Annotated in this window: 19 protein-coding genes; 10 read left to right on the top strand and 9 right to left on the bottom strand. The window is 72.5% G+C overall.

The window, feature by feature from the left end; all coding sequences use genetic code 11:
* Positions 1-35: 35 nt before the first annotated feature.
* From nirB to OED52_RS14055, 4 genes are all read left to right on the top strand, one after another.
* The gene (nirB, locus tag OED52_RS14070) at positions 36-2,552 is read left to right on the top strand and encodes a nitrite reductase large subunit NirB (protein ID WP_264151483.1); all 2,517 of its coding nucleotides are present in this window, start codon (positions 36-38) and stop codon (positions 2,550-2,552) included.
* A 124-nt stretch (positions 2,553-2,676) separates the two neighbouring features.
* Entirely contained in the window at positions 2,677-3,111 is a 435-nt protein-coding gene (nirD, locus tag OED52_RS14065; protein ID WP_264151482.1) for a nitrite reductase small subunit NirD, read from the top strand.
* Positions 3,108-4,247 (top strand): uroporphyrinogen-III synthase, encoded by a 1,140-nt coding sequence (locus tag OED52_RS14060; RefSeq protein ID WP_264151481.1) that lies wholly within the window; start codon positions 3,108-3,110, stop codon positions 4,245-4,247. Before nirD ends, OED52_RS14060 begins: the two co-directional genes overlap by 4 nt.
* Positions 4,244-4,960, top strand: coding sequence for a sirohydrochlorin chelatase (locus OED52_RS14055; protein ID WP_264151480.1), 717 nt, complete (start codon positions 4,244-4,246; stop codon positions 4,958-4,960). Before OED52_RS14060 ends, OED52_RS14055 begins: the two co-directional genes overlap by 4 nt.
* Before the next feature lie 23 nt (positions 4,961-4,983).
* On the opposite strand, the gene OED52_RS14050 is transcribed toward OED52_RS14055, so the two are convergent.
* From OED52_RS14050 to OED52_RS14040, 3 genes are read right to left on the bottom strand one after another with little or no spacing between them, the layout of a single operon-like run.
* Positions 4,984-6,720: an NTP transferase domain-containing protein gene (locus OED52_RS14050; protein ID WP_264151479.1), complete on the bottom strand. Its 1,737-nt coding sequence runs from the start codon at positions 6,718-6,720 to the stop codon at positions 4,984-4,986.
* 17 nt (positions 6,721-6,737) lie between these two features.
* On the bottom strand, positions 6,738-7,040 hold the full coding sequence (locus OED52_RS14045; RefSeq protein ID WP_264151478.1) for an MGMT family protein: 303 nt from the start codon (positions 7,038-7,040) through the stop codon (positions 6,738-6,740).
* Positions 7,041-7,847, bottom strand: coding sequence for an alpha/beta fold hydrolase (locus OED52_RS14040; protein WP_264151477.1), 807 nt, complete (start codon positions 7,845-7,847; stop codon positions 7,041-7,043).
* A gap of 69 nt (positions 7,848-7,916) precedes the next feature.
* Between OED52_RS14040 and OED52_RS14035 the strand changes: the two genes are divergently transcribed.
* Positions 7,917-11,309 carry an ATP-dependent helicase gene (locus OED52_RS14035; protein ID WP_264151476.1) on the top strand — a complete coding sequence of 1,131 codons (3,393 nt, stop codon included), beginning with the start codon at positions 7,917-7,919 and terminating at the stop codon, positions 11,307-11,309.
* Positions 11,240-14,698, top strand: coding sequence for an ATP-dependent helicase (locus OED52_RS14030; RefSeq protein ID WP_413247665.1), 3,459 nt, complete (start codon positions 11,240-11,242; stop codon positions 14,696-14,698). The genes OED52_RS14035 and OED52_RS14030 overlap by 70 nt, the downstream gene beginning before the upstream one ends.
* Positions 14,699-14,705: 7 nt before the next feature.
* Here OED52_RS14030 and OED52_RS14025 read toward each other — a convergent pair whose 3' ends face one another.
* Both OED52_RS14025 and OED52_RS14020 read right to left on the bottom strand, forming a co-directional pair.
* Positions 14,706-15,788 (bottom strand): NAD-dependent epimerase/dehydratase family protein, encoded by a 1,083-nt coding sequence (locus OED52_RS14025; protein ID WP_264151475.1) that lies wholly within the window; start codon positions 15,786-15,788, stop codon positions 14,706-14,708.
* A 55-nt stretch (positions 15,789-15,843) separates the two neighbouring features.
* Positions 15,844-16,230: a DoxX family protein gene (locus tag OED52_RS14020; RefSeq protein WP_264151474.1), complete on the bottom strand. Its 387-nt coding sequence runs from the start codon at positions 16,228-16,230 to the stop codon at positions 15,844-15,846.
* Between the two features lie 127 nt (positions 16,231-16,357).
* Here OED52_RS14020 and OED52_RS14015 point away from each other — a divergent pair, with 127 nt between their 5' ends.
* Both OED52_RS14015 and nudC read left to right on the top strand, forming a co-directional pair.
* Positions 16,358-17,446, top strand: a complete 1,089-nt coding sequence (locus OED52_RS14015; RefSeq protein ID WP_264151473.1) for a potassium channel family protein — start codon at positions 16,358-16,360, stop codon at positions 17,444-17,446.
* Positions 17,447-17,455: 9 nt separating this feature from the next.
* Complete coding sequence (gene nudC, locus OED52_RS14010) at positions 17,456-18,355, top strand: NAD(+) diphosphatase (RefSeq protein ID WP_264151472.1); 900 nt, start codon at positions 17,456-17,458, stop codon at positions 18,353-18,355.
* 90 nt (positions 18,356-18,445) lie between these two features.
* Here nudC and OED52_RS14005 read toward each other — a convergent pair whose 3' ends face one another.
* A complete protein-coding gene (locus OED52_RS14005; protein WP_264151471.1) occupies positions 18,446-18,700 on the bottom strand; it encodes a mycoredoxin in 255 nt (84 codons plus the stop codon).
* Positions 18,701-18,810: 110 nt separating this feature from the next.
* Between OED52_RS14005 and OED52_RS14000 the strand changes: the two genes are divergently transcribed.
* Complete coding sequence (locus OED52_RS14000) at positions 18,811-20,958, top strand: ATP-dependent DNA helicase UvrD2 (RefSeq protein WP_264154708.1); 2,148 nt, start codon at positions 18,811-18,813, stop codon at positions 20,956-20,958.
* 20 nt (positions 20,959-20,978) lie between these two features.
* On the opposite strand, the gene OED52_RS13995 is transcribed toward OED52_RS14000, so the two are convergent.
* Positions 20,979-21,338, bottom strand: a complete 360-nt coding sequence (locus OED52_RS13995) for a VOC family protein (protein WP_264151470.1) — start codon at positions 21,336-21,338, stop codon at positions 20,979-20,981.
* A 471-nt stretch (positions 21,339-21,809) separates the two neighbouring features.
* Between OED52_RS13995 and OED52_RS13990 the strand changes: the two genes are divergently transcribed.
* Positions 21,810-22,097, top strand: coding sequence for a WhiB family transcriptional regulator (locus OED52_RS13990; RefSeq protein WP_264154707.1), 288 nt, complete (start codon positions 21,810-21,812; stop codon positions 22,095-22,097).
* 81 nt (positions 22,098-22,178) lie between these two features.
* Here the strand turns inward: OED52_RS13990 and OED52_RS13985 are convergent, their stop codons facing one another.
* Together OED52_RS13985 and OED52_RS13980 are read right to left on the bottom strand one after the other, a co-directional pair.
* Positions 22,179-23,504: an ABC1 kinase family protein gene (locus OED52_RS13985; protein ID WP_264151469.1), complete on the bottom strand. Its 1,326-nt coding sequence runs from the start codon at positions 23,502-23,504 to the stop codon at positions 22,179-22,181.
* A complete protein-coding gene (locus OED52_RS13980; RefSeq protein ID WP_264151468.1) occupies positions 23,501-24,400 on the bottom strand; it encodes a hypothetical protein in 900 nt (299 codons plus the stop codon). Before OED52_RS13980 ends, OED52_RS13985 begins: the two co-directional genes overlap by 4 nt.
* Positions 24,401-24,414: the final 14 nt, after the last annotated feature.

Genomic DNA, 24,414 nt, shown 5'->3' with positions numbered 1-24,414 from the left:
CGATCGATCCGCACGTATCAGGAAAGAGAAAACCCATGAGCCGCAAGAACGTCGTCGTCGTCGGACACGGAATGGTCGGACACCGCTTCGTGGAGGCCCTGCGCGTCCGCGACGAACAGGACCAGTGGTCGGTCACCGTCCTCGGTGAGGAGGCCGACGCCGCCTACGACCGGGTGGGACTGTCCTCCTACGTCGGATCCTGGGACCGCAAGGAACTCGCTCTCGCCGGAAACGATTACGCCGCAGACGATCTCGTCGACCTGCGGCTCGGGACCCGGGCGACGGCCCTCGACCGGTCCACCCGCACCGTCACCACCACCGGCGGCGACGTGGTGCCCTACGACGCGCTCGTGTTCGCCACCGGCTCCTACGCCTTCGTCCCGCCGGTGCCCGGACACGACCTGCCCGGCTGCTTCGTCTACCGCACCCTCGACGACCTCGACGGCATCCGCGTCGCCGCCGAGAGGACGGCGGCGGTCGGGGGGATCGGCATCGTCATCGGCGGCGGCCTGCTCGGGCTCGAAGCGGCCAACGCCCTGCGGCTGCTCGGCGTCACCCCGCACGTGATCGAGTTCAACAACCGGCTCATGCCCGCCCAGATCGACGAGGCCGGCGGCCGCGTCCTCGACCGTCTCGTCACCGACCTCGGCCTCGTGACCCACACCGGCGTGGGCACCGAGAAGATCGAGAACGGACCCGACGGCCTGCAGGTCACCCTGTCCGACGGCACCGTTCTCGACGCCGGGCTCGTGGTCTTCTCCGCCGGCGTGCGGCCCCGCGACGAACTCGCCCGTGAGGCCGGTCTCGAGCTCGGCGCCCGCGGCGGTGTGCTCACCGACCGTGCCTGCCGCAGCACCAGCGACGAGGCGATCTACGCCGTCGGCGAATGCGCCGCGGTCGAGGGTGTCTGCTACGGCCTCGTCGCCCCCGGTTACAGCACCGCCGAGGTCGTGGCCGACCGGCTCGTCGGCGGCACCGCCGAGTTCCCCGGCGCCGACATGTCCACCAAGCTCAAGCTGCTCGGCGTCGACGTCGCCAGCTTCGGCGACGCCCACGCCACCACCCCGGGCGCCCTCGAGGTGGTGCTGTCCGACGCCGCCAAGGGCACCTACGCCAAGCTCGTCGTCTCCGACGACGCGAAGACCCTGCTCGGCGGCATCCTCGTCGGCGACGCCTCCGCCTACGGCAACCTGCGACCGCTCGTCGGCCGCGAACTGCCCGGCGACCCGGCCGCCCTCATCTCCCCGGCGGGGGAGAAGCCCGGCGCCGGATCGCTGCCCGACGACGCCGAGATCTGCTCCTGCAACGGCGTGACCAAGGGCACGATCTGCGGGGCCATCGCCGAGGGCGCCTGTGACATCGCCCAGATCAAGTCGTGCACCAGCGCCGGCACCACCTGCGGTGGATGCCTCCCGAGCATCAAGCAGCTGCTCACGCAGTCGGGTGTGCAGATGTCCAAGGCGCTGTGCGAGCACTTCCAGCAGTCGCGCGCCGAGCTGTTCCAGATCGTCCAGGCCACCGGCATCCGCACCTTCTCCGCGCTCATCGAGAAGTACGGCACCGGTTACGGCTGCGACATCTGCAAGCCGGTCGTCGCGTCGATCCTCGCCTCCACCGACTCGGACCACATCCTGCACCCGAAGCAGGCCGGTCTGCAGGACACGAACGACCACTTCCTCGCCAACATCCAGAAAAACGGCACCTACTCGGTGGTGCCGCGCATGCCAGGCGGCGAGTGCTCCCCCGAACAGCTCATCGTCATCGGGGAGGTCGCCCGCGACTTCGGCCTGTACGTGAAGGTCACCGGCGGGCAGCGCATCGACCTGTTCGGGGCCCGCGTCGAGCAGCTCCCGCAGATCTGGAAGCGCCTCGTCGACGCCGGCATGGAATCGGGTCAGGCGTACGGCAAGTCGCTGCGTACCGTCAAGAGCTGCGTCGGCTCCACCTGGTGCCGCTACGGCGTGCAGGACTCGGTCGGCATGGCCGTCGACCTCGAGCTGCGCTACCGCGGCCTGCGCTCGCCGCACAAGCTCAAGATGGGCGTGTCCGGCTGCGCCCGCGAATGCGCCGAGGCCCGCGGCAAGGACGTCGGTGTGATCGCCACCGAGAACGGCTGGAACCTGTACGTCTGCGGCAACGGCGGCCAGTCGCCCAAGCATGCCCAGCTGCTGGCCGGCGGTCTCGACGACGAGACCCTCGTGCGCTACATCGACCGGTTCCTCATGTTCTACATCCGCACCGCCGACCGGCTGCAGCGCACCGCGCCGTGGCTCGACGAACTCGAGGGCGGCCTCGAGCACCTCAAGGCGGTCGTGTGCGACGACGCACTCGGCATCGCCGACGAACTCGAGGCGGCGATGGCCAAGCACGTCGCCGGATACAAGGACGAGTGGGCCGGTGTCCTCGAGGACCCCGAGAAGCTCGCCCGCTTCGTGTCCTTCGTCAACGCCCCCGCGCAGCCCGATCCCACCATCCGGTTCGACGACAGCGGCCCGCGCAGGGTCCCGGTCCTGGTCGGTATGCCCGGTATCGGACCGGCCCCGCGGAGCTGAACGGCCCGGCGGCCGACGGTCCGGGGCGCCGTCGGCCGTCCTTACCCGGCGGGAACGAGCGGGTAACGCATCCGAAACACCACGCCCACAGACTTCGAGCACGGCAGTTTCAAGGAGGACACCGATGACGGTCATCGAGACGTACACCGTAGGGGGGACGACGCGCGAGAGCGTGTTCGACGGACGGCTGGATTGGACCTCCGCGTGTCCGCTCAGCCACCTCATTCCGGGCCGCGGCGTGGCCGTGCTGCTGCGCGGCGGACAGCAGGCGGCCCTGTTCCTGCTCGACGACGGCACCCTGCGCGCCGTCGGCAACATCGACCCGTACGGCCGCGCCGCCGTGATGTCGCGCGGCATCGTGGGGGACCGCGGCGGTGAGCCCACCGTTGCCTCCCCGCTGCTCAAGCAGGTCTTCTCGCTCGAGGACGGCCGCTGTCTCGACGACCCGTCGGTGCGGCTGCCCGTCTACGAGGTGCGCGTGTGGGCCGGCGTCGTCCAGATCCACAACGTCGCCCTCGCCGAGGGCCGGTACGGCAGTGCGACCGGAGAGGATTCGTGACCGAGGACAGCGCGCCGCTGCGGGGGTTCACCGTCGGGGTGACGGCCTCGCGCCGCGCCGACGAATTCGCGACCCTGCTCACCCGGCGCGGCGCCGAGGTGGTGCACGCCCCCGCGATCCGGATCATCCCGCTCTCCGACGACACCGAACTCGAACGCGTCACCCGTGAGATCGTCGCTCGGCCCCCGGACGTCACCGTCGCCACCACCGGCATCGGTTTCCGCGGCTGGATGGGCGCGGCCGAGGGCTGGGGTCTGGTCGACGACCTGATCGGGGCCCTGAACTCGGGCCGTATCGTCGCGCGCGGACCGAAGGTCACCGGCGCCATCCGCGCCGCCGAACTGCGCGAGGACTGGTCGCCGTCGTCCGAGTCCTCCGCCGAACTCCTCGACCGGCTGCTCGAGGAGGGCGTCGAAGGCCTGCGCATCGCGGTGCAGCTGCACGGCGAACGCACCGAATGGGAGCCCGGCACCGACCTGTGCGAGGCCCTGCGCGTGGCCGGCGCCGACGTCGTGCCCGTGCCCGTCTACCGGTGGACCCCACCCGACGACCTCACCGCGCTCGACCGGATGATCGAGCAGATCACCGAGCGCGGACTCGACGCCGTGAGCTTCACCAGCGCCCCCGCGGTCGCGTCGATGCTCATGCGCGCCAAGGAGACCGGCGTCCTCGAACCGATGCTGCGGGCCATGCGCTCCGGCGTCACCGCGGTCTGCGTCGGTCCCGTCACCGCGGCGCCGCTCGTCGCCCTCGACGTGCCCGTCACCATGCCCGGCCGGGCCCGTCTCGGTTCGCTGGCGCGGCACATCGCCGAGGAACTGCCCAAGCACGCCCTGCGCATCGAGGCGGGCGGGCATGTGCTCAGCCCCCGCGGCCGGTGCGTGATCGTCGACGGTTCCGTGAAGTGCCTGCCGCCCGCCGGCATGGCGCTCATGCGCACGCTCGTCGCGCGCTCGGGCCGGGTCGTCTCCCGCGAGGAACTCCTCGCCGCCCTGCCCGGCGGTGGCGACGACACCCACGCCGTGGAAACCGCTGTGGCACGGGTTCGTTCGGCGCTCGGTGCCCCCGCGATCGTGCAGACCGTCGTCAAGCGCGGCTACCGTCTCGCCGTGGACCCGGACGAGGTGTTCCCGTGAGCCGGGTGGATCCGTCGCTGCTGCTGGTGGCGCACGGAACCCGGAACCCGCGCGGGGTGGACATGATCGCCGCGCTCGCCGACGCCGTCGCGAGCCGGGTCGGACCCACCCGCGTCGCCTTCGTCGACGTGCTCGGACCGTCGCCCTCGGAGGTCCTGCGCGACACCACCGGCCCGACCGTGCTGGTGCCCGCCTTCCTCGCCTCCGGCTACCACGTGCACACCGATGTGCCGCGTGAGGTGGCCGCCGGCGGCAACGACGCGGTGACCGTCACCCCGGCGCTCGGACCCGATCCGGCGCTGGCCCGGATGCTGGTCTACCGCTTGCGGCAGGCGGGCTGGACCCGCGGCGACGCGGTGGTGCTCGCCGCGGCCGGCTCCTCCGATCCCCGCGCGCGGCGGGACGTGTACGTCGCCGCACGGATGCTCTCGGCGATCGTGCGCACTCCCGTGCGGGTCGGCTGGATCGCGACCGGGGAACCCCGTATCGCGCAGGTGGTGGACGAGGTGCGCGCCGAGGGCGCCCACCGCGTGTTCGTCGCGTCGTACCTGCTGGCGGACGGACTGTTCCACCGCCGGCTCCTCGACATCGGCGCGGACGGCGTCGCCGCACCGATCGGTGTGGCCGCGCCCGTCGTCGATCTCGTTGTGCGGCGGTACCGTGCCGCGGCCGCGGGGCTCTCGACGCCCGCCGTGGTGCACCGGGGCGCCTGACAGGACCGGACGGGGCCGGGATCTCAGCGGGGCAGGGGGATCAGCTCCACGAGGTCCCCGTCCACGGCCCGCGGCGGCACCACCGCGACGGCGGTGCGCCCGATCAGGCCCGCGAGGTGGGAGGTGCGGACGGCGTTGTCGCACAACCACCTTCCGTCCGTCCCCTGACGGGCCGGCAACAGGCGGGTGATGTCCCCGGCGACCTCCTCGGCGTTCGCGAGCGGGCCGAGCAGGGGAGCGGGCGGGATGCGGCCGGTGCGGCCGTCGACGATCGCCGGCAGCATCACCAGCAGCGTGGCCACCGCCGCCACCGGATTGCCCGGCAACCCGAGAACCGCACGGCCGTCGGGCAGGACGGCGGCGACCTGCGATCCGCCCGGCTTGCACCGGACCCGTTCCACCACCGTGTGCGCCCCGGCCCGTGCCAGGGCGCCGCGCAACTGGTCGGCGGCCCCGCCGCCGGTCGCGCCGACGATCACGACCGCGTCGGCGTCGCGGGTGCCCGACAGGAGCGCGTCGAAACCGTCCGCCGTGTCGCGCAGGTGGCCCTCGCCGGAGACCTCGGCGCCGCACCAGCGGACGAGATCGGGCAGGACGGGACCGAGCGAATCGCGGGTCTGTCCCGGCCGCAGCGGCCCGCTGCGCCGGATCTCGTCGCCGGTCACCACGATGTGCACCCGCAGCGGACCGCGGACCTCCAGCCGGGTGACCTCCCCGCTCGCGGCTGCGGACGCCACCGCCGGGGCCACCGGAGTTCCGGCCTGCGCCAGGACCTTTCCGGGTTCCCAGTCCTCGCCGCGGCGCCGCGCGTCGTCCCGGACCGGAGCGTCGGGCAGGCGGGTGACCCGGTCGCCGTCCACGTGCACGAACTCGTCGCGGACGACAGCGGTCGCCCCCTCGGGAAGATGTGCGCCCGTGGCGATCCGGGCTGCCTCCCCGTCGCGCAGGGTAAGGGCGGAACCGTCACCGGCGTAGCGGATCTCGGTCCGCAGCACCCACGGGCCGTCACCGGCCACCGCGAACCCGTCCATCGCCGAGGTCGGCACCGGCGGCAACGCCTCGGCCGCCACCAGCGCGGCGGCGAGGGTGGCACCGCGCGCCTCGGCCACGGGGACCACCCGGGACGGCACGGGCAGCAGCGCGTCGCGGAGCAACCGGCGCGCCTCGGCGGGATCGGCGGCGATCCGGCCCGGATGCGCACGGCGGGCGGCGTGCAGGTCGGCGGGGGTGTCGCAGTCGGTGGTCTCCGGCACGGGGACGGTGACGTGGCGTTCGGGCAGCAGCACCTTCATCGGCCGGTTCGCCACGTCGCCCCCGAGCGCCGCGAGACGCGCCGCCAGCGCGGGCGTGCGCCACGCCGCCAGCAGGAACTGCAGGCGCCCGTCGGTGTCGACGGCGAAGGCGGCCTCCGCGTGGGCATCCGAGTTCAACGCCTCCAGCAGCGCGACGACCGTGCCCGGGGTGATGAACGGCAGGTCGGCGGCGAGCGTGACCACCAGATCGGCGGTGGGGTCGGCGGCGGCGAGCGCGGCGACCGGCCCGGTCCCGGCGGGACTCTCCTGCACCTGGTGGATGTGCGGGTCGAGATCGTCGCGGTGCGGGCCGACGACGGTGACACGCGCGCACCCCTCCACGGCGGCGAGCGCGGTCCCGAGCATCGTGCGGTCCCCGACCTCGAGGGCGGGCTTGTCCACGCCGCCCATGCGGCTCGCGCGGCCACCCGCGACGATCACGGCCTCGACCTCGGTGAGCGTGCTCATGTCCTCATGCTGCCGTATCAGTCCGGGAAGCGATGCCGCGCCCGGGCCAGATCGATCCGGTCGCCGGTGATCGGCACACCCTCGAGTTCGAGACGCGCCAGCTGTTTCCGGGCGAGATGCGCGGCCGGGCGGCCGGAGGCGGGCACCACCCGGTGCCAGGGCAGGTCGGCGGAGTCGGTGCGCATGATCCACCCGACCGTGCGGGCGCTGGACAGGCCCGCCGCGGCCGCGATGTCCCCGTAGGTGACGACCTTCCCGGCGGGCACCGCCGCGACGAGTTCGCGCACCCGCTCGATCTGCTCGTCGGTCGTGACCGCCATCTACAGCACCCGGCGGACGAGCTCGGCGGTCTCGGCGGGCCGCGCCTGGTCGATCATGTGGTCGCAGTCGATCCGCAGCACCGTCAGGTCGTCGCCGAGCCGCTCGGCGAGCGCCGCCCGGAACCCGGCGGTGGTGTACGGCGGGTCGACCTTGCCCGCCTGCGCCAGGATCGTCGGGATCCCCGCCGCGGGCAGCACGGGCTCGCGGGCCAGCTCACCCCACGACGCAACCAGCGCCGGCACGCAGATCCGCCAGTTCACCCGGCCCGACTCCAGCTCGACGAGATGCTCGACGATCTCCTCCTCCAGCAGCTCGACGGCCACCTCGCCCCAATCGCCGTGGACCTTCTCGGCGCGGGCCTCCGCGGCGTCCGTGTAGTCGGGGAAGCGCACCGTCAGGTCGGCGACCTCGAGCATCCGGTCGGGCGGGAGCCCGATGGCCGGATCGAGCAGCACGAGCGCACGCACCCGTTCCGGGGCCGTCGCTGCCAGGTGCAGGGCGAGCGCACCACCGAAGGAGTGCCCGACGACCGTCACGGGACCGCGTGCGTGCGCGTCGAGCACGGCGAGCAGGTCGGCGACGTGCGTCTCGAGCGTCCACGGCGGCGCCCAGGGGGAGCGTCCGTGCCCGCGCAGGTCCGGTGCGATCACGCGGACGTCGGGCAGATGCTGCTCGGCGAGGTTCCGCCAGCGCCGGCCGTGCCCGGTCAGCCCGTGCAGGGCCAGCACCTCGGGAGCGTCGGTGGGGCCGAAGAGGTGGGTGTTCAGGGGCGTGCCGCTCACGGTCGTGTCGCTCACGCCGACCACTATCGCAGTCCCGGCGGGCCGGTGCCGGCCGGACCGGGGATGTCGGACCGGTCTGATGAGATGGTGCCCATGTCCGACGTCGAGACCGGCACCGTCGACCTGCGCCCCGGACCGGCGCAGGATCCCGTCGTGCCCGCAGCCGCCGCGCATCCGGTCGAGACCGGCGACCGTGTGCGCCGCCCGGCGGCGAAGCTGGTGCGCCGGGTGAACGAGGCACCCGCCCGCCGGGAGTGGCCCGACGAGGTGCGGGTGCTCTTCGAGGACGCCCCGCCCGCGCCGCGCTGGCGGCCCTGGCAGGTGCTCGGCGGCCCCGGCACGGGCAAGACGTCGCTGCTCGTCGACCTCGCGGTCCACCGCATCGCCGGTGGCGCCGAACCCGAGTCGGTGCTTGTCCTCACCCACTCGCGGCGCGCGGCGACCGCCGTGCGCGAGGCGATCACCGCGGGCCTGCTCGCCCACGGCGGCGGTGCGGTGCCCCGCGCCACCCGCGAGCCGCTCGTGCGCACCGTGCACTCCTACGCCTTCGCCGTCCTGCGGCTGCAGGCCTCCGCGCACGGCAACCCGCCGCCCCGGCTGCTCACCGGCGCCGAACAGGACGCCGTGATGCGCGAGCTGCTGCGCGGCGACATCGACGACGGCGCCGAGATGTGGCCCGAGCGGCTGCGCCCCGCCCTGGGCATGACCGGGTTCGCCGTCGAACTGCGCGACCTGATGCTCCGCGCCAACGAGCGCGGCCTCGGCCCGGAGGACCTCATCGAACTCGGCGAACGCCGCGGCCGGCCCGAATGGGTGGCCGCGGGCCGGTTCGCGCAGCGCTACGAGCAGGTGATGCTGCTGCGCGGCGCGGTCGGTCTCGAGGCCCCCGAGGCCACGGCCCCTGCCCTCGACGCCGCCGAGCTCGTCGGCGCGGCCCTGGCGGCCTTCGCCACCGACCCGGATCTGCTCGCCGCCGAACGCAGCCGCATCCGGCACCTGCTCGTCGACGACGCCCAGCATCTGGACCCCCAGGCCGCCGATCTGGTACGGGTCCTCGGGACGGGCACCCGCACCTGCACCGTCGCCGGCGACCCCGACCAGCACGTCTTCGGGTTCCGCGGCGCCGACCCGTCCTTCCTCGAAGGGCTCGGCGGCGACGACGGCTCCCGCCGGATCGTGCTGAAGGTCAACCACCGCGCCGCACCGGAGGTCGCCACCCTCACCGACCGCGTCGCCCGCCGCCTGCCCGGCCTGCCGCCGCACCGTGGGGTCGCCGCACACCGCGGCTCGGAGGATCCCGGCCGGGTCCGGGTCGCGGTGTGCTCGTCGCAGGCCAAGGAGGCAGCGCTCGTCGCCGACACCCTGCGCCGCGCCCATCTCGTCGACGGGGTGCCGTGGTCACGCATGGCGATCGTGGTCCGGTCCGTGCCCCGCGTGCTCGCGCCGCTGCGCCGGGCGCTGCTCGCCGCGGGCGTGCCGATGACCACCGCAGCCTCCGAGCTGCCGCTCGCCCGGCAGCACAGCGTCGCCGGGCTGCTGCTCGTGCTGCGCGCCGTGGCCGGCAACGGTTTCGGGGCCGAGGAGGCGCTGGCGCTGCTGTCCGGGCCGATCGGCGGCGCCGAGCCGGTCGCGCTGCGCCGGCTGCGGCGCGGTCTGCGCCGCGTCGAGCTGGCCTCCGGCAACGACCGCGATTCTGCGGAACTGCTGCGCCTCCTGCTCAGCGAGGAGGGGGAGAAACCCGAGAACGCGCACCTGATCCAGGGCCTCACCGACGTCGAGGCGGCCCCGCTGAAGAAGGCGCTCGGCGTGCTCCGTAAGGCCCGGGCGGCCGCGCTGCGCGGCGGTGGCCTCGAGGACGTGCTGTGGGAGGCCTGGCAGGCCACCGGTCTCGAGCGACGCTGGGCCGCCGCGTCCGCCCGTGGCGGGCCGATCGGGGCGCAGGCCGACCGCGACCTCGACGGGGTGGTGGCCCTGTTCGACGCCGCCGCCGACTACGTCGACCGCCTGCCGCGCGCCCACATCGCCGGATTCGTCGACTACCTCACCGAACAGGAGATCCCCGGCACCGTCCGCGCCCGGATGGCGGCCGAGTCCGAGGCCGTCACCGTCGTCAGCGCACACTCCGCCGCCGGCCGCGAGTGGGACGTCGTGGTGGTCGCCGGGGTGCAGGAGGGCCTGTGGCCGAGCCTGCGGCCCCGCGGCACCCTGCTCGGGATCGAAGCGCTCATCGACGCGGTCTCCGGCGCCGACGGCGGCGAGGAGAGCACCGCCCGGTTGTCCCGCACCGCACCGCTTCTCGCCGACGAACGCCGCCTGTTCCTCGTCGCCTGCAGCCGCGCCCGCACGCAGGTGCTCGTCACCGCCGTCGACTCGGTGACGAGCGACGCCGAACTCGTCCCCTCCCGGTTCGTCGACGAACTCCGCCTCTCCGAGGACGCCGAGCACACCGGCGACGAACTCGCCGAGCCGGTACCCGAGGAGGTGCGTACCCGGGTGCTCGCCCTGTCGGCGCTCGTCGCCGAACTGCGCAGCGTGGTCTGCGATCCCGAGATCGCCGAACACGAACCCGAACGACAGCGCCGGGCCGCGCAGCAACTCGCGCGGCTGGCGCGGGCGGGAGTGCGCGGCGCCCATCCCGACGACTGGTACGGCACGTCCGATCCGAGCACCTCCGACCCGCTGTGGGATCCCGACGACGACGCCGTACGGCTGTCCCCGTCCACCGTCGAACAGCTCGTCACCTGCCCGCTGCGCTGGATGTTCGAACGTCACGGCGGCTCCGACGGCGAGAACAGTTTCGCCGTCACCGGTACCCTCGTGCACACCCTGGTCCAGGCGCTCGCCGGGCGGATCCCCCCGGACCGGATCGACCAGGCGCTCGAAAAGGCATGGGATTCGGTCGATCTGGGTGCCGAATGGTACGCACGCCGCGAACTCGAACGCACCCGCCGGATGCTCGACACCTTCTCGACCTGGTTGCGCGGCACCCGCGACGAGCTCACCGAGATTGGGGTGGAGGTCAAGGTCGACGGCATCCTCGAACCCGACTCCGGCGACGAGCCGCGGGTCCGCCTGCGCGGCCGCATCGACCGGCTCGAACGCGACCCCGACGGCCGTCCCGTGATCATCGACGTCAAGACCGCGAAGAACCCGGTCTCGAAGGACGCCGCACGCGAACACGCCCAGCTCGCCGCCTACCAGGTGGCCGCCGCGGCGGGAGCGATCGACGGTGTCCCGGCCTCCGAACCCGGCGGCGCGCGACTGGTGTTCGTGGCCAAACCGCACAACAAGGAAGGCGCCACCCAGCGGGTGCAGCCACCCCTGGACGACGAGGCTCTCGCGCACTGGCGCTCGGTCATCCACGAAGCGGCCGCGGCGACCCGCGGTCCGCAGTTCCTCGCGCGGGTCAACGACGGATGCCGGCACTGCCCGGTGCTGTCGAGCTGCCCCGCCCACGACGAAGGCAGGCAGGTGACAGGGGAGTGAGCGCACCACGTGCGACCGCGCCACGGGTGAGCGCGGCCCGTCTGGCCGAGGCACTCGGCCAGTTCCCGCCCACCGACGAGCAGGCGGCCGTCATCGAGGCACCCCTCGGACCGATGCTCGTCGTCGCCGGCGCCGGGGCCGGCAAGACCGAGACCATGGCCTCCCGCGTGGTGTGGCTCGTCGCCAACGGCCTCGTCGAACCCGAGGAGGTCCTCGGCCTGACCTTCACCCGCAAGGCCGCGCAGCAGCTCACAGCCCGCATCCGCGCCCGCCTCGCCAAGCTTGCCGGATCGTCGCTGATCCGCGACCTCGACCCGTCCGGCGAACTGCGCGCCCGCATCCTCGGCAGCGAACCCGAGGTGAGCACCTACCACGCCTACGCCGGTCGGCTGCTCGCCGAACACGGCCTGCTGCTGCCCATCGAACCCTCGGCCACCCTGCTGTCCGAGACGCAGCTGTGGCAGGTCGCGCACCGCGTCGTCTCGTCGTGGGACGACGACCTCGACACCGACCGCAGTCCCGCCTCGATCACCGAGGCCGTGCTCGCGCTGTCCGGTCAGCTCGCCGAACATCTTGTCGAACCCGACCTGCTGCGCACCGCCCATCTCGAACTCGAGAAGCTCGTGCACACCCTGCCGGCCGGGCCGGGGCAGCGCGGCGGACCGTCGAAAACCCTGCTCGGCTACCTGGAGACGCAGTACGAACGCCTGCAGTTGCTGCCCCTCGTGGAACGGCTCGCCGAGACCCTGCGCCGCGAGGGTGCCCTCGACTTCGGCAGCCAGATGTCGTTCGCGGCGCGGGTCGCCCGCGACCACCCCGAGGTGGGGGCCGGCGAACGCACCCGATTCCGGGCGGTGCTGCTCGACGAATACCAGGACACCGGCCACTCCCAGCGCATCCTGCTCGCCGCCCTGTTCGGGGGCGGTAAGGATCCCGGGCTGGCGGTCACCGCGGTGGGCGACCCGATGCAGTCCATCTACGGCTGGCGCGGCGCCTCCGCTGCGAACCTGCCCCGCTTCGCGACCGACTTCGCATTGCCCGACGGCAGCCCCGCCCCACGCCGCGAACTGCTCACCAGCTGGCGGAACCCGCCGGAGGCCCTGGAACTGGCCAACCTGTCGTCGGAGCCGCTGCGCGATCGGGGTGTCCCGGTCAGCCGGCTGCGCCCGCGCCCCGATGCGACCGGCGGCGACATCCGCCTGGCCCTGCACACCGACGTCGCGGCCGAACGTCGGTGGGTCGCCGACCGCATCGCCGCCGAATACGACGCGGCCCGCGCCGAGGGCCGGAAGCCACCCACCGCGGCGGTGCTCGTGCGCCGCAACGCCGACGCCGCCCCCATCGCCGAGGAACTGCGGGGCCGGGGCCTGCCCGTCGAGGTCGTGGGCATCGGCGGTCTGCTGCACACCCCCGAGGTCGCCGACGTCGTCGCGATGCTGAGGCTCGCAGCGGACCCGCTGGCCGGAAGCGCAGCGGTGCGGGTGCTCACCGGAGCCCGCTGGCAGCTCGGCGCCGCCGACCTGAAGGCGCTGTGGGAACGCGCCCAGGAACTGGCCATCGCCGGACGCTACGGCGTCGCCGGGACGGTCACCGACCCCGACGCGCTCGAGGAGGCGCTGGATTCGGTGATGCCGGGCGAGTACGCCGACCAGGCCGGCCTGGCCGACGCGATCTCCGATCCCGGTGATCCCGGCCGGTACTCGAAGTTCGGCTACGCGCGGATCGTCGCGCTGGCCCGGGAACTGTCGTCCCTGCGCGAGAGGCTCGGCCAGCCCCTCACCGAACTCGTCGCCGAGGTCGAACGGGTGCTCGGCATCGGCATCGAGACCGAGGCGCGGGTGGGGAGCCGCCGCGGTGTCGCCGGCCGGGAACACCTCGACGCCTTCGCCGACGTCGTCGCCGACTACGCGGGACGCACCAACGCGACGCTGCCGGGTCTGCTGGCCTATCTGTCCGCCGCCGAGGAGATCGAGCAGGGTCTGGCCCCCGGCGAGGTGGAGGTCGACCCCGAACGCGTCCAGGTACTCACCGTGCACTCCGCCAAGGGCCTCGAATGGGAGGTCGTCGCCGTCCCGCACGTCGCGACCGGCGTGTTCCCGTCGAACACCGCCGGATCCACCTGGCTCGGTTCGGCGAGCGAACTGCCGCCCCACCTGCGCGGCGACCGGGTGCTGCCCGACGACGACGCCGACGCCACCGACGGGGTGCCGGTGCCCGACCTCGCCGACGTCTTCGACCGCAAGATGCTCGAGAAGACCATCGACGCCCACAAGGACGCCCTCAAGCGGCGTCGGCGCGACGAGGACCGCCGCTTGTTCTACGTCGCCCTCACCCGCACCGAACGCGCCCTGTTCGTCTCCGCGCACCACTGGGCCGAGACCGGCTCCGAGCCGAAGGGACCCTCACTCTTCCTCGAGGAACTGCACGAACTCGTCACGGCCCGGCCGGAACTCGGGGTTGTCGAGCACTGGGCACCCGAGCCCGAGAAGGGAGAGGAGAACCCCCTCGCCGCCGAGCCGCGCGAAGCGCTGTGGCCGCGGGACCCGCTCGGTGCGCGCCGCGCCGACGTCGAGCGGGGCGCCGAGCTCGTGCTCGCCGCGCTCGCCGAACCCGAACCGGCGCCACCCGAATCCGACGAGGACGACCCCGACCAGTGGGCCGCCGACGTCGACGCGTTGCTCGCCGAACGTGAGCAGCGCGCCGAACGCAGCGCCGAGGTGGTGCTCCCGGCGCAGATGTCGGTGAGCCAGCTCGTCGACCTCGCCACCGATCCGGACGGTCTCGCCGCGCGCCTGCGTCGGCCGCTGCCGTTCCGGCCCAACCCGCTCGCCCGCCGCGGCACCGCCTTCCACGCCTGGCTCGAACGACGCTTCGGCGCGACCCGGTTGCTCGACCTCGACGAGCTGCCCGGCGCCGACGACGAGGACGGCGACGACTCGCACTTCGACCGGCTGCAGGAGGCCTTCCTACGGTCGCCGTGGGCGGCGCGCAATCCCGTCGAGGTGGAGGTCCCGTTCGAAACGGCCCTGGGCGGCACCGTGATCCGCGGTCGCATCGACGCGGTCTTCGAGGACCCGGACGGTGGATGGACGGTGATCGACTGGAAGACCGGCGCCGAACCGGAGGGGGAGAAACTCGCGGCCGTGGGCATCCAGCTCGCGGCGTACCGGCTGGCGTGGGCCCAGCTGATGGCCGCCCGGGAGGAACGCCGCACCGGGCGGCGTGCCGAGCTTCCTCTGGACAAGGTGCGGGCGGCGTTCCACTACGTACGCACCGGCCGCACCGTTTCGCCCGAGGACCTGCCGGGCGCGGCCGCGCTGGAGCGGCTCGTGGCCCAGGCGGGCACCGACCCACTGCCCGGGCCGCATCCCCCGCCCGTGCCGGACTGATCCCCGCTCAGGGTCGGCGGCCCACCCTGGTGGCCACCTCGTGCATCCGGCGTCGCAGGGAGTCCGGGGCGAGGGGCGCGGTGGGCATCCCGGCCCCCTCCTGCAGGCCGGTCAGGAGCTCTCCGAGGGCTTCCTGCGGGGAATACCGCGGGGTCCAGCCGAGTTCCGTGCGCGCCCGGGTGCAGTCCAGCAACGGCAGTGACAGCACCGTGTCGAGCAGGCCGGGGGAGGCCGGAGCGAGGTGTGTGCGCCACGCCGCGCGCACCGCCTCCCTCAGTACCGTGCGCGGCATCGGGATCCCGCGGGCGGAGAACAGGTCGGCGAGATACGCGCCGTCCACCGCCGGTTCGGTGGCGAGATTGAACGCACCCCGCACCGGCCGGACCACGGCGCGGGCGAAGGCGTCGGCGACGTCGCTGGTGTGCAGGACCTGGAAGCGCAGATCCTTCACCAGTGGGACCACTGGGAGCAGCCCGCCGCGCACCAGGTTTCCGGGGAGGAACGGGCCGAGGAACAACCGTCGCTGCGAGGTCGCCGACTCGCGCTTGAAGATGAAGTACGGCCGAATCCGCACCAGCCGGGTCTCGGGGTTCCGCAGTTCGAAGGCGTCGAGATATCGCTCCAGATAGGACTTCTCCCGCGGATAGGCCGCGCCGGGCCGGCCGTGGGTGGGCCACTCCTCGGTCACCCGCTCCGTCGACGAGCCCGGCGAGTACGCAGCCACCGACGAGGAGTAGAGCAGCGCCGGGACGCCCTCGGCGGCCACCGCCTCGAACACCGAGATCGCGCCTAGAACGTTGTTCGACCAGGTCACCTCGGGTCGGTGGGTGGGCTGGAACAGCCACGCCAGATGGATCACCGCGTCGGCACCCCGGACGATCGGGCGCAGGTCGTCGCTCCTGATGTCGGCGGTGGTGAACGATGTCTTCGGACACGACCAGTTCGTCGGCCGCCGCGCGACACCCACGATCTCGTCGACGGCCGGTTCACGGCTCAGTGCCCCGACCACACCCGTGCCGACGTTGCCGGTCGCGCCGATCACCACGACCTTCAGTCCGGGCTCGGTCCTCGGTTCGGGCTCGTTGTCCATACGAGTGCATACCCCGTCGGGCGGGACGAAACCCGCCGGGGAACACAGCCGGGAATCACCGCGAGAGGCGGCGGACCTTCCAGGCCTCCGTGATCATGGGGATCTGCAGCGGCAACCGCGCGACGGCGAGCGCCTTCGCGGCGGGCGAGGTCTTCGGGCTACGCAGCCAGGTCACCGCCATCTGCACGTTCGCCGGGAACACCGCGACGAACAGCGCGGCGGCCAGCGTGCCGCCCCACCGCCGCGTCCGGGGCGCCACGAGCGCCCCGGCCACTGCGATCTCCGCCACGCCCGAGACGTAGGTGTAGGTGCGGGCGCGGCCCGGCAGAGCGCGGGGGACGATGCCGTCGAACGGCTCCGGCCGCACGAAATGCAGTACCCCCACCCCGAACAGGAGACCGGCGAGCCTGATCGCGGACCGCCGAGCCGGTTGCGTGGACATGCGCGCCACAGTAGCGCGCGGCGCGTAGGCTGCGATCCGGTATCGAGCACAGAGACGCGGTACCGCAACGACGAAGGGGGCCGGGCGCACAGCCGCGGGCCGACACGAGGAAGGTGGGACACCCGCGATGCCCGGGAGGTTGCGTGCGCGGTTCAGCCGCTCCGATCAGCTCACCGAGCGACCGGACTACGCGCTGGTCGGTGTGCTCCGTGTCCCGCAGGAGCTGACGAGCCCGGGAATCGCGATCGCGCGCCGGATCGGCTACGCACTCGTCGCGCTGGCGGCCGCGGTGCTGGTGGTCTACCTCGACCGCGACGGCTACCGCGACGCCCAGGACAACCCGCTGTCGCTGCTGGACTGCATCTACTACGCGAGCGTCTCGCTCTCGACCACCGGCTACGGCGACATCACCCCGATCACACCGCAGGCCCGGCTGGTCAACGTCCTGCTGATCACCCCGCTGCGGCTGTTCTTCCTCATCGTCCTGGTCGGTACCACCCTGTCCGCTCTCACCGAGAGCTCCCGGCAAGCATTCAAGATTCAGCGTTGGAGGCGCCGCGTGCGTAATCACACCGTCGTCATCGGCTACGGAACCAAGGGCCGCACCGCGGTCGACGCGATGCTCGGCGACGGCGTGGCCCCGTCCGACATCGTCGTGGTCGATACCGATCCGGTCGTCCTCGAGTCGGCCGCGAGCCAGGGACTGGTGACGGTCCAGGGATCGGCGACGAAATCCGACGTGCTGCGCCTCGCGGGCGTCCAGCACGCCGCCGCGGTGATCGTCGCCGCGAACCGCGACGACACCGCCGTGCTCGTGACCCTCAGTGCCCGTGAGATCGCCCCCAAGGCCAAGATCGTCGCCGCGATCCGGGAGTCGGAGAACACCCACCTGCTGCGGCAGTCGGGCGCCGACTCCGTGGTGATCTCCTCGGAGACCGCCGGCCGCCTGCTGGGCATCGCCACCACCACCCCCAACGTCGTCGAGATGATCGAGGACCTGCTCACCCCCGAGGCCGGTTTCGCCATCGCCGAACGAGACGTCGAACCCCACGAGGTGGGCGGCTCGCCGCGCCACCTCAAGGACATCGTCCTGGCCGTGGTCCGGGACGGGCGCATGTGGCGCATCGGCTCCCCGGAGGTCGACGCGCTCGAGGCCGACGACAAACTGCTCTACATCCGCCTGGTGGGTTCGCCGCCGGGGGCCATGCGTGGATAGGGTTCCGGTGTGACCGGTTTTTCACTGGCGGGTACGCCGCTGCTCTCACGCACCGTGGTCGATCGGGCGGAGGATCTGCGCTCCGACGAGGAGGCTTTGCGCGCCGGCTGGGCCGACGCCCTGCTGCTGCGCGTGGACCGGCGCAACCAGGTCCGCGTGGACGACGGTGCCCTGGTCTTCGGCGACACCTCCGAACTCGGTCCGGAACCGGTGCCCGGCGCGGTCTTCCTCGGTATCCGCGACGGTCGGCACGTCTGGGCGGTGCGGGTGCTCGCGCAGACCGGGAAGGTCGCCGACCTGCGGAAGGTCGGTCCCCGGCTCGACGATGCCGACGCCGATCTCATGGTCAGTGCCGTCGCCCTGCTGAACTGGCACGACAACGCCGGGTTCAGCGCGGTCGACGGCTCACCTACCCGTCCCACGACGGCCGGCTGGTCGCGGATCAGCACCGTCACCGGCCACGAGGAGTTCCCCCGCACCGATCCCGCGATCATCTGCCTCGTGCACGACGGGCACGACCGGGTGCTGCTCGCCCGCCAGCCGGTGTGGCCCGAACGCCGGTTCTCGGTGCTCGCAGGTTTCGTCGAGGCCGGGGAGTCGCTCGAATCCTGTGTGGTGCGGGAGATCCGGGAGGAGGTCGGCGTGGACGTGCGCGAGGTGCGTTATCTCGGCAGCCAGCCGTGGCCCTTCCCCCGCTCGCTGATGCTCGGCTTCGCCGCGATCGCCGACCCCGAGCAGCCCCTCGAGTTCCGCGACGGCGAGATCACCGAGGCACGCTGGTTCACCCGCGACGAGGTGCGCGCGGCCCTGGCGACGGGGGACTGGGCGTCCTCCGAGGACGCCCCGCTGCTGTTGCCCGGCTCCATCTCGATCGCCCGCGGCATGCTCGAGGGCTGGGCCAAGGGCTGAACGACAGGCAGGCCCGCCCGGTGCCGGGCCTGAACGAGACAGGGCCGGCCGCGCGATGCGCGACCGGCCCGGGACGAACGATTCCGTGGGTTACAGGCCGAGGGCCTGCTTGACCTCGACCAGCGACGGGTTGGTGGCGGTGCTGCCGTCGGCGTACTTCACCGTGGGTACGACGTGGTTGCCGCCGTTGACGCTGCCGACGAACTCCGCGGCCGCAGGATCGGCCTCGATGTCGATCTCGGTGTAGGCGATGCCGTTCTCGTCGAGCTGCTTCTTCAGTCGCCGGCAGTAACCGCACCAGACGGTCGAGTACATGGTCAGAGCGGGCGCATCGGTGGTCGTCATGCATCCGAGAACATCACATGTCCTCCGGATGTTCCGTACGCGGGTCGGGTTGTGTCCGGTGCCACACGCCCCCTGAGCGGGGGCGGGGTGCGCTGTCGGTGGGCGCTGTCATGATGGAGGCCATGTGTGCGGAGTCGGTGGTGGACGGTCTGGATCCGGAACAGGCGGCAGCGGTACTCGCCCCCCGCGGACCGGTCTGCGTGCTCGCCGGAGCCGGCACCGGCAAGACCCGCACCATCACCCGCCGCATCGCCCACCTCGTCTCCACCGGCCACGTCAAAGCGAGCCAGGTCCTCGCCGTCACCTTCACAGCCCGCGCGGCGGGGGAGATGCGGTCCCGGCTCCGTGAGCTCGGCATCGGTGGCGACGGCACGCAGGTGCAGGCCCGCACCTTCCACGCCGCGGCGCTGCGGCAGCTGCGCTACTTCTGGCCGCAGGTCGTCGGCGACACCCCTTGGCAGCTCCTCGACCGCAAGTTCGCCGCGGTCTCCCAGGCCGCCCACCGTTGCGGGTTCGCCACCGACACCGACACCGTGCGCGACCTGCTCTCGGAGATCGAGTGGGCGAAGGGCACTCTCATCGCCCCCGAGGACTATCCGGCCGCGGCGGCCCGCGCCCGTCGCACACCCCCGGCCGATCCCGAACGGGTCGCCCGTGTGTACTCGACCTACGAGACGCTCAAGGTCCGGTCGGGCGAGGGCATGTACCTCGACTTCGACGACCTGCTCCTGCACACCGCCGCCGCACTCGAGGACAACGCGGCCGTGGCGGAGGAGTTCCGCGACCGCTACCGCTGCTTCGTCGTCGACGAGTACCAGGACGTCACGCCGTTGCAGCAGCGGGTGCTCGACGCCTGGCTCGGCGACCGCGACGACCTGACGGTGGTCGGCGACGCCAACCAGACCATCTACTCGTTCACCGGAGCCTCCCCGAAGTATCTGCTCGACTTCTCCCGCCGGTTCCCCGACGCGACGGTGGTGCGCCTCGAACGCGACTACCGGTCCACCCCGCAGGTGGTCGACCTCGCCAACCGGGTCATCGGCGCCGCCCGCGGCCGTATCGCCGGCACCCGGCTCGAGCTCGTCGGTCAGCGCCCGCCCGGCCCGGAGCCGACCTTCGCGGAGTTCGACGACGAACCGGCCGAGGCGCAGGCCGTGGCGAAGGCGGTCGCGAAGCTGATGGGCAAGGGCGTGCCCGCCTCGGAGATCGCGGTGCTGTACCGGATCAACGCCCAGTCGGAGGTCTACGAGCAGGCGTTCACCGAGGCCGGCATCCCCTATCAGGTGCGCGGCGGCGAGGGTTTCTTCCAGCGTGCGGAGGTGCGGCAGGCGGTCAATGCGCTGCGTCAGGTCGCCGCCCGCGACGACCTGCCCGAGGACGCCGACCGCGGCAGCAACCTGCTCTCGCTCGTGCGTGCCTCCCTCGTGCCGCTCGGCCTGAGCGACACCGAACCCGACGGTGCGCAGGCGCGGGAACGCTGGGCGTCGCTCGTCGCGCTCGTGCAGCTCACCGAAGAACTTCTCGAGCACGAACCCGAGCTCACTCTCGAGATGCTGCTGCGCGAACTAGCGGCCCGCGCCGAGGCCCGGCAGCCACCGACCGTGCAGGGCGTGACCCTCGCGTCGCTGCACGCCGCGAAGGGCCTCGAATGGGACGCGGTGTTCCTCGTCGGGCTCACCGACGGCACCCTGCCGATCAGCCACGTCCTCGGCGACAAGGAGACCCCGCCCGACCAGGCGGGCGTCGAGGAGGAGCGGCGGTTGCTGTACGTCGGGGTCACCCGCGCGCGGGTGCACCTGCAGTTGTCGTGGGCGCTGTCGCGCACCCAGGGCGGTCGCCGGTCGCGGCGCCGCTCCCGGTTCCTGCACGGCCTCGTTCCCGACAGTTCACCGGCGTCGAAGATCGCCGAGCCGGCCTCGTCGAAGAAGAAGCGGCCGCAGTGCCGGATCTGCGGCAAGCCGCTGCTCGGCACCACGGCGACGATGCTCGGCCGCTGCGAGGGCTGCCCGTCGAATCTGGACGAGAACCTGCTCGTCGCGCTGAAGGAGTGGCGCCGGGAGCGGTCCAAGGAGATGAAGGTCCCGGCCTACGTGGTGTTCAGCGACAACACGCTCGTCGCGATCGCCGAGCAGCAGCCGCGCGACGATCGGGCGCTGGTGAAGATCCCGGGTATCGGGGCGAAGAAGCTCGAGCAGTACGGCGCCGACGTGCTGGCTCTGGTGCGGGGGGAGCGTACCGTCGACACCCTCGACATCTGACACCCGAGGACTCCGGCTCGCTACTCCTTGCAGAGGCAGAAGTAGTGCCCGGCCGGGTCGCGGAACACTCGGAAGCCGGTGCTGCCGCCCCGGCCTCCCTCGCGCAGTGCCCCGAGGTCCAGGGCGATCCGTTCGGCCGCGTCGAGGTCGGGCACATGGATGTCCAGGTGGGCGTGGACGCCTTCGGCGGGCCAGGCCCGGCCCCGGAAGTCCGGATCGCGTTGGAAGGCGAGTGCCGTGGAGTCGTCGCGGGCGAGTTCGACCCAGTCGTCCTGATCGTCGGTGATCGTCCAGCCGAGCAGGTCGCGGTAGAAGTGGGCGAGTGCCCGCGGGTCGGGGCAGTCGAGCACGGGCAGGAATCGCGTGGTCGGAAGTGCCATGCCTTCCGACTGTAGGTCCCGACGCTCCGGGATATCGGGAAAACCGCAGGTAGAAAATAACTTGTGCCGATCGTGCCGGCGAATCTAGGCTGGATGACGATGTCACGGGAGACGGCCCGTGCGCGACGAGGAAGTGAGGTGGCCCCGATGCTCGGCTTCAACGCCTTCGTAACGGCAGCGGCCCCTCGCGCCGTCGTCGCCCCCGCAACGGTGGCAGCCGCCACCGCAGCAGCAGGGGTGGCCTCTGTGCCCGCCGCCGCGCGTACACGACGCGTGGACGCCGCCGCCGTTTCGTCCGTGGCCCGAGCCGGGAGTGTCTCCCGGTAGGACATCGTCTTCCACTCAGGCCACGGACTCCGCCCAGCGGACCGTGGCCTTCGTCGTTTCGGCCTCCGGTTCGCACTCGCATTCGACCGAACCAGCAAAGGAACTCACGTGCCGACCCAAACCCTGTCGAGACCGTCGGACCGGATCGAGACGGACACCCCGTTCCGCACTGCGGCCCTGCCGTGCCACGAGAACGATCCCGACCTGTGGTTCGCCGAGGCCCCGGCCGACCTGGAACACGCCAAAGCGCTCTGCGCGGGATGCCCGATCCGCGCCCGCTGTCTTGCCGCCGCACTCGAACGGGAGGAACCCTGGGGTGTCTGGGGTGGCGAGATCATCGACCGCGGTGTGGTCGTCGCCCGCAAACGCCCGCGGGGACGCCCACGCAAGAATCCCGTACCCGAACCGCGCAGAGAACTCGTCTGCGTGTGAGCCGGTTGCCCGGCTCCCTACCCTCACCGAGCCGGTTGCCCGGCTCCCTACCCTCACTGCGCCGGTTGCCCGGCTCCGCCCTCACTCGTCGGTGAAGCCGGGCAACCACTCGCTCAGGATGCGCATGTACGGCGCCTCGGCGTCGAGCTGTGCGCAGATGCCCACCGAACCGAGCAGCACCCGGAACACGCTCACGTACTCCGGGGGGAGGTTCAGCGTGCGGGCGGTGCGGAAGGTCGGGCTGGAGAAATCCGTTGCCACCCCCGCGACCCCCTGCAGCCACGACCGGGTGAAGTGGAACGACTCGGTGTGGATCGGATCGGTGAACGGCCGCAGGTAGTCGGCGATCTCCTTGTCGGTGACCGTCCGGCCCGGCAGCACGAACTTGTTGTCGTAGAGCAGCTGGGTCAGCTCGTCGAACCGTTCGTCGAGGGCGAGCCGCACCATGCGCCCGAGCACAGGCGGGAAACCTTCGGGCATCGACGCCGTCGCACCGAAGTCGATGACGCCGAGCCGGCCGTCGTCGAGCAGCATGAAATTGCCCGGGTGCGGGTCGGAGTGCAGCAGACCGGCGCGCGCCGGCGAACAGAAATGGAACTCGGCGAGCAGTTCCCCGGCCCGGTTGCGCTGTTCCCGCGTGCCGCCCGTGATGATCGCCGAGAGCGGGGTGGCCGTGAGCCATTCCGTCACAACCACTTTCGGGGCGCTGGCGACCACCTTCGGAATGGCGAACTTGTCGTCGCCGTCGAAGGCCTTCGCGAACGCCCGCTGATTGTCGGCTTCGATCCGGTAGTCGAGTTCCTCCTCGGTGCGCTCGGTCAGCTCGTCGAGCAGCGCCCGCACATCGGCACCGGGCATCACCGTCGCGAACAACCCCGCGAAACGGGAGAGAGTGCGTAGATCGGCGCGCAGCGCTTCGTCGGCTCCCGGATACTGGACCTTCACCGCCACGTCGCGGCCGTCCGACCACACGGCGCGGTGCACCTGGCCGATGCTGGCCGAGGCGACGGGCGCATCGTCGAACGAGCTGAACCGTTCCCGCCACGTGGTGCCGAGCTGCTGGTCGAGCACCTTGTGGACGGCCCGGGCCGGTAGGGGAGGCGCTTCCGCCTGCAGCTTGGTCAGGGCTTCGCGGTAGGGCTCGGCGAACTCCTCGGGCACGGCGGCTTCCATGACGCTGAGCGCCTGACCGAACTTCATGGCCCCGCCCTTGAGCTCACCGAGCACGCTGAACAGCTGCTCCGCGGCCTTCGCGGTCATCTCGGCGTCGATCTCCTGACGATCTCCGCCCGCGAGCCGCCTGCCGAACCCGACCGCGGCACGCCCGGCGATCCCGAGCGGAATACTCGCGAGCTTGGCGGTGCGGGACGCGCTTCTGCGAGGGATGTCTGGCACGCCCACCATCATGCCTGACGGTCCGGTGAAATCGGGGAACAGTCGCATTCGGGATGGCGGAACCAGCGACGCGTGGTGATCCGGTGTGCATGCAGGTCGATCTCGACGGTGCGGTCCACCATCGGACGCACCGCCGGGTCGGTGGAGAAGTAGGCGTCGAGCTGCCCGACGGCGACCGCCGCGGTCGCTGCGGCGACCGCCCGCCCGGCCCGACCCGGCCGCCCGTACAGCTGGGCCGCCAACCGCGGCCAGGACGGATCGAGGTCGGTCCGCACGAGATCGGCGCAGCGCAGACAACTGCTGCGGCCGGGGAACACGAACGGCCCCACCACCCCGTGCCCGTCCCGGATCCGCACCGCGAGATGGGGTGTCCCCGCCCGCATCAGCGACCGCACGAGCCGCGGATCGGGGATCGGCATGTCCGCCAGCACCACGCAGTCGGCGGCGACGGTGGCCCGGCACTCCTCGTCACCGGCGGGGGACCGCACCCAGCGCACGTCCCACAGCGACACGTGCTCGACGATCGCGGTGGCGAGCGGACCAGATCCGTACACCCGGACGCGGTGCGGACGCACCGGCCCGGAGCCGGGGGAGGGGGCCGGGCGGACCGTGCCGGAAGCGGTGAGTTCGTCGAGCAGTACCGAAGCGGGGCCGGGCCCCACACCGCGTTCGACGGCGGCGGTGAGCACCTCGTCGCGGGTGCGACCGCCGTCGAGCAGCCGCAGCAGCACCCCCACGTCGAACGCGTCCGTGCCCTCGGGCGGGTGGACGACGGTCGCGGTCTGCGGTCCCCAGCCCAGCTGGACGGTGCCGTCGGGCCGGTGGAGAACCGCCAGTTCCGGGTTCAGCAGGAGCCGGGGCTCGCCGGCGAGGGCGGTGCGCGTGGATGCGGCCGGGGAGATGGTCATGCCGCCAGCCTGGC

This window comes from Rhodococcus sp. Z13 (genome assembly GCF_025837095.1).
GTDB lineage: Bacteria > Actinomycetota > Actinomycetes > Mycobacteriales > Mycobacteriaceae > Rhodococcus > Rhodococcus sacchari.
This window is presented reverse-complemented; position numbering and strand designations above follow the sequence as displayed.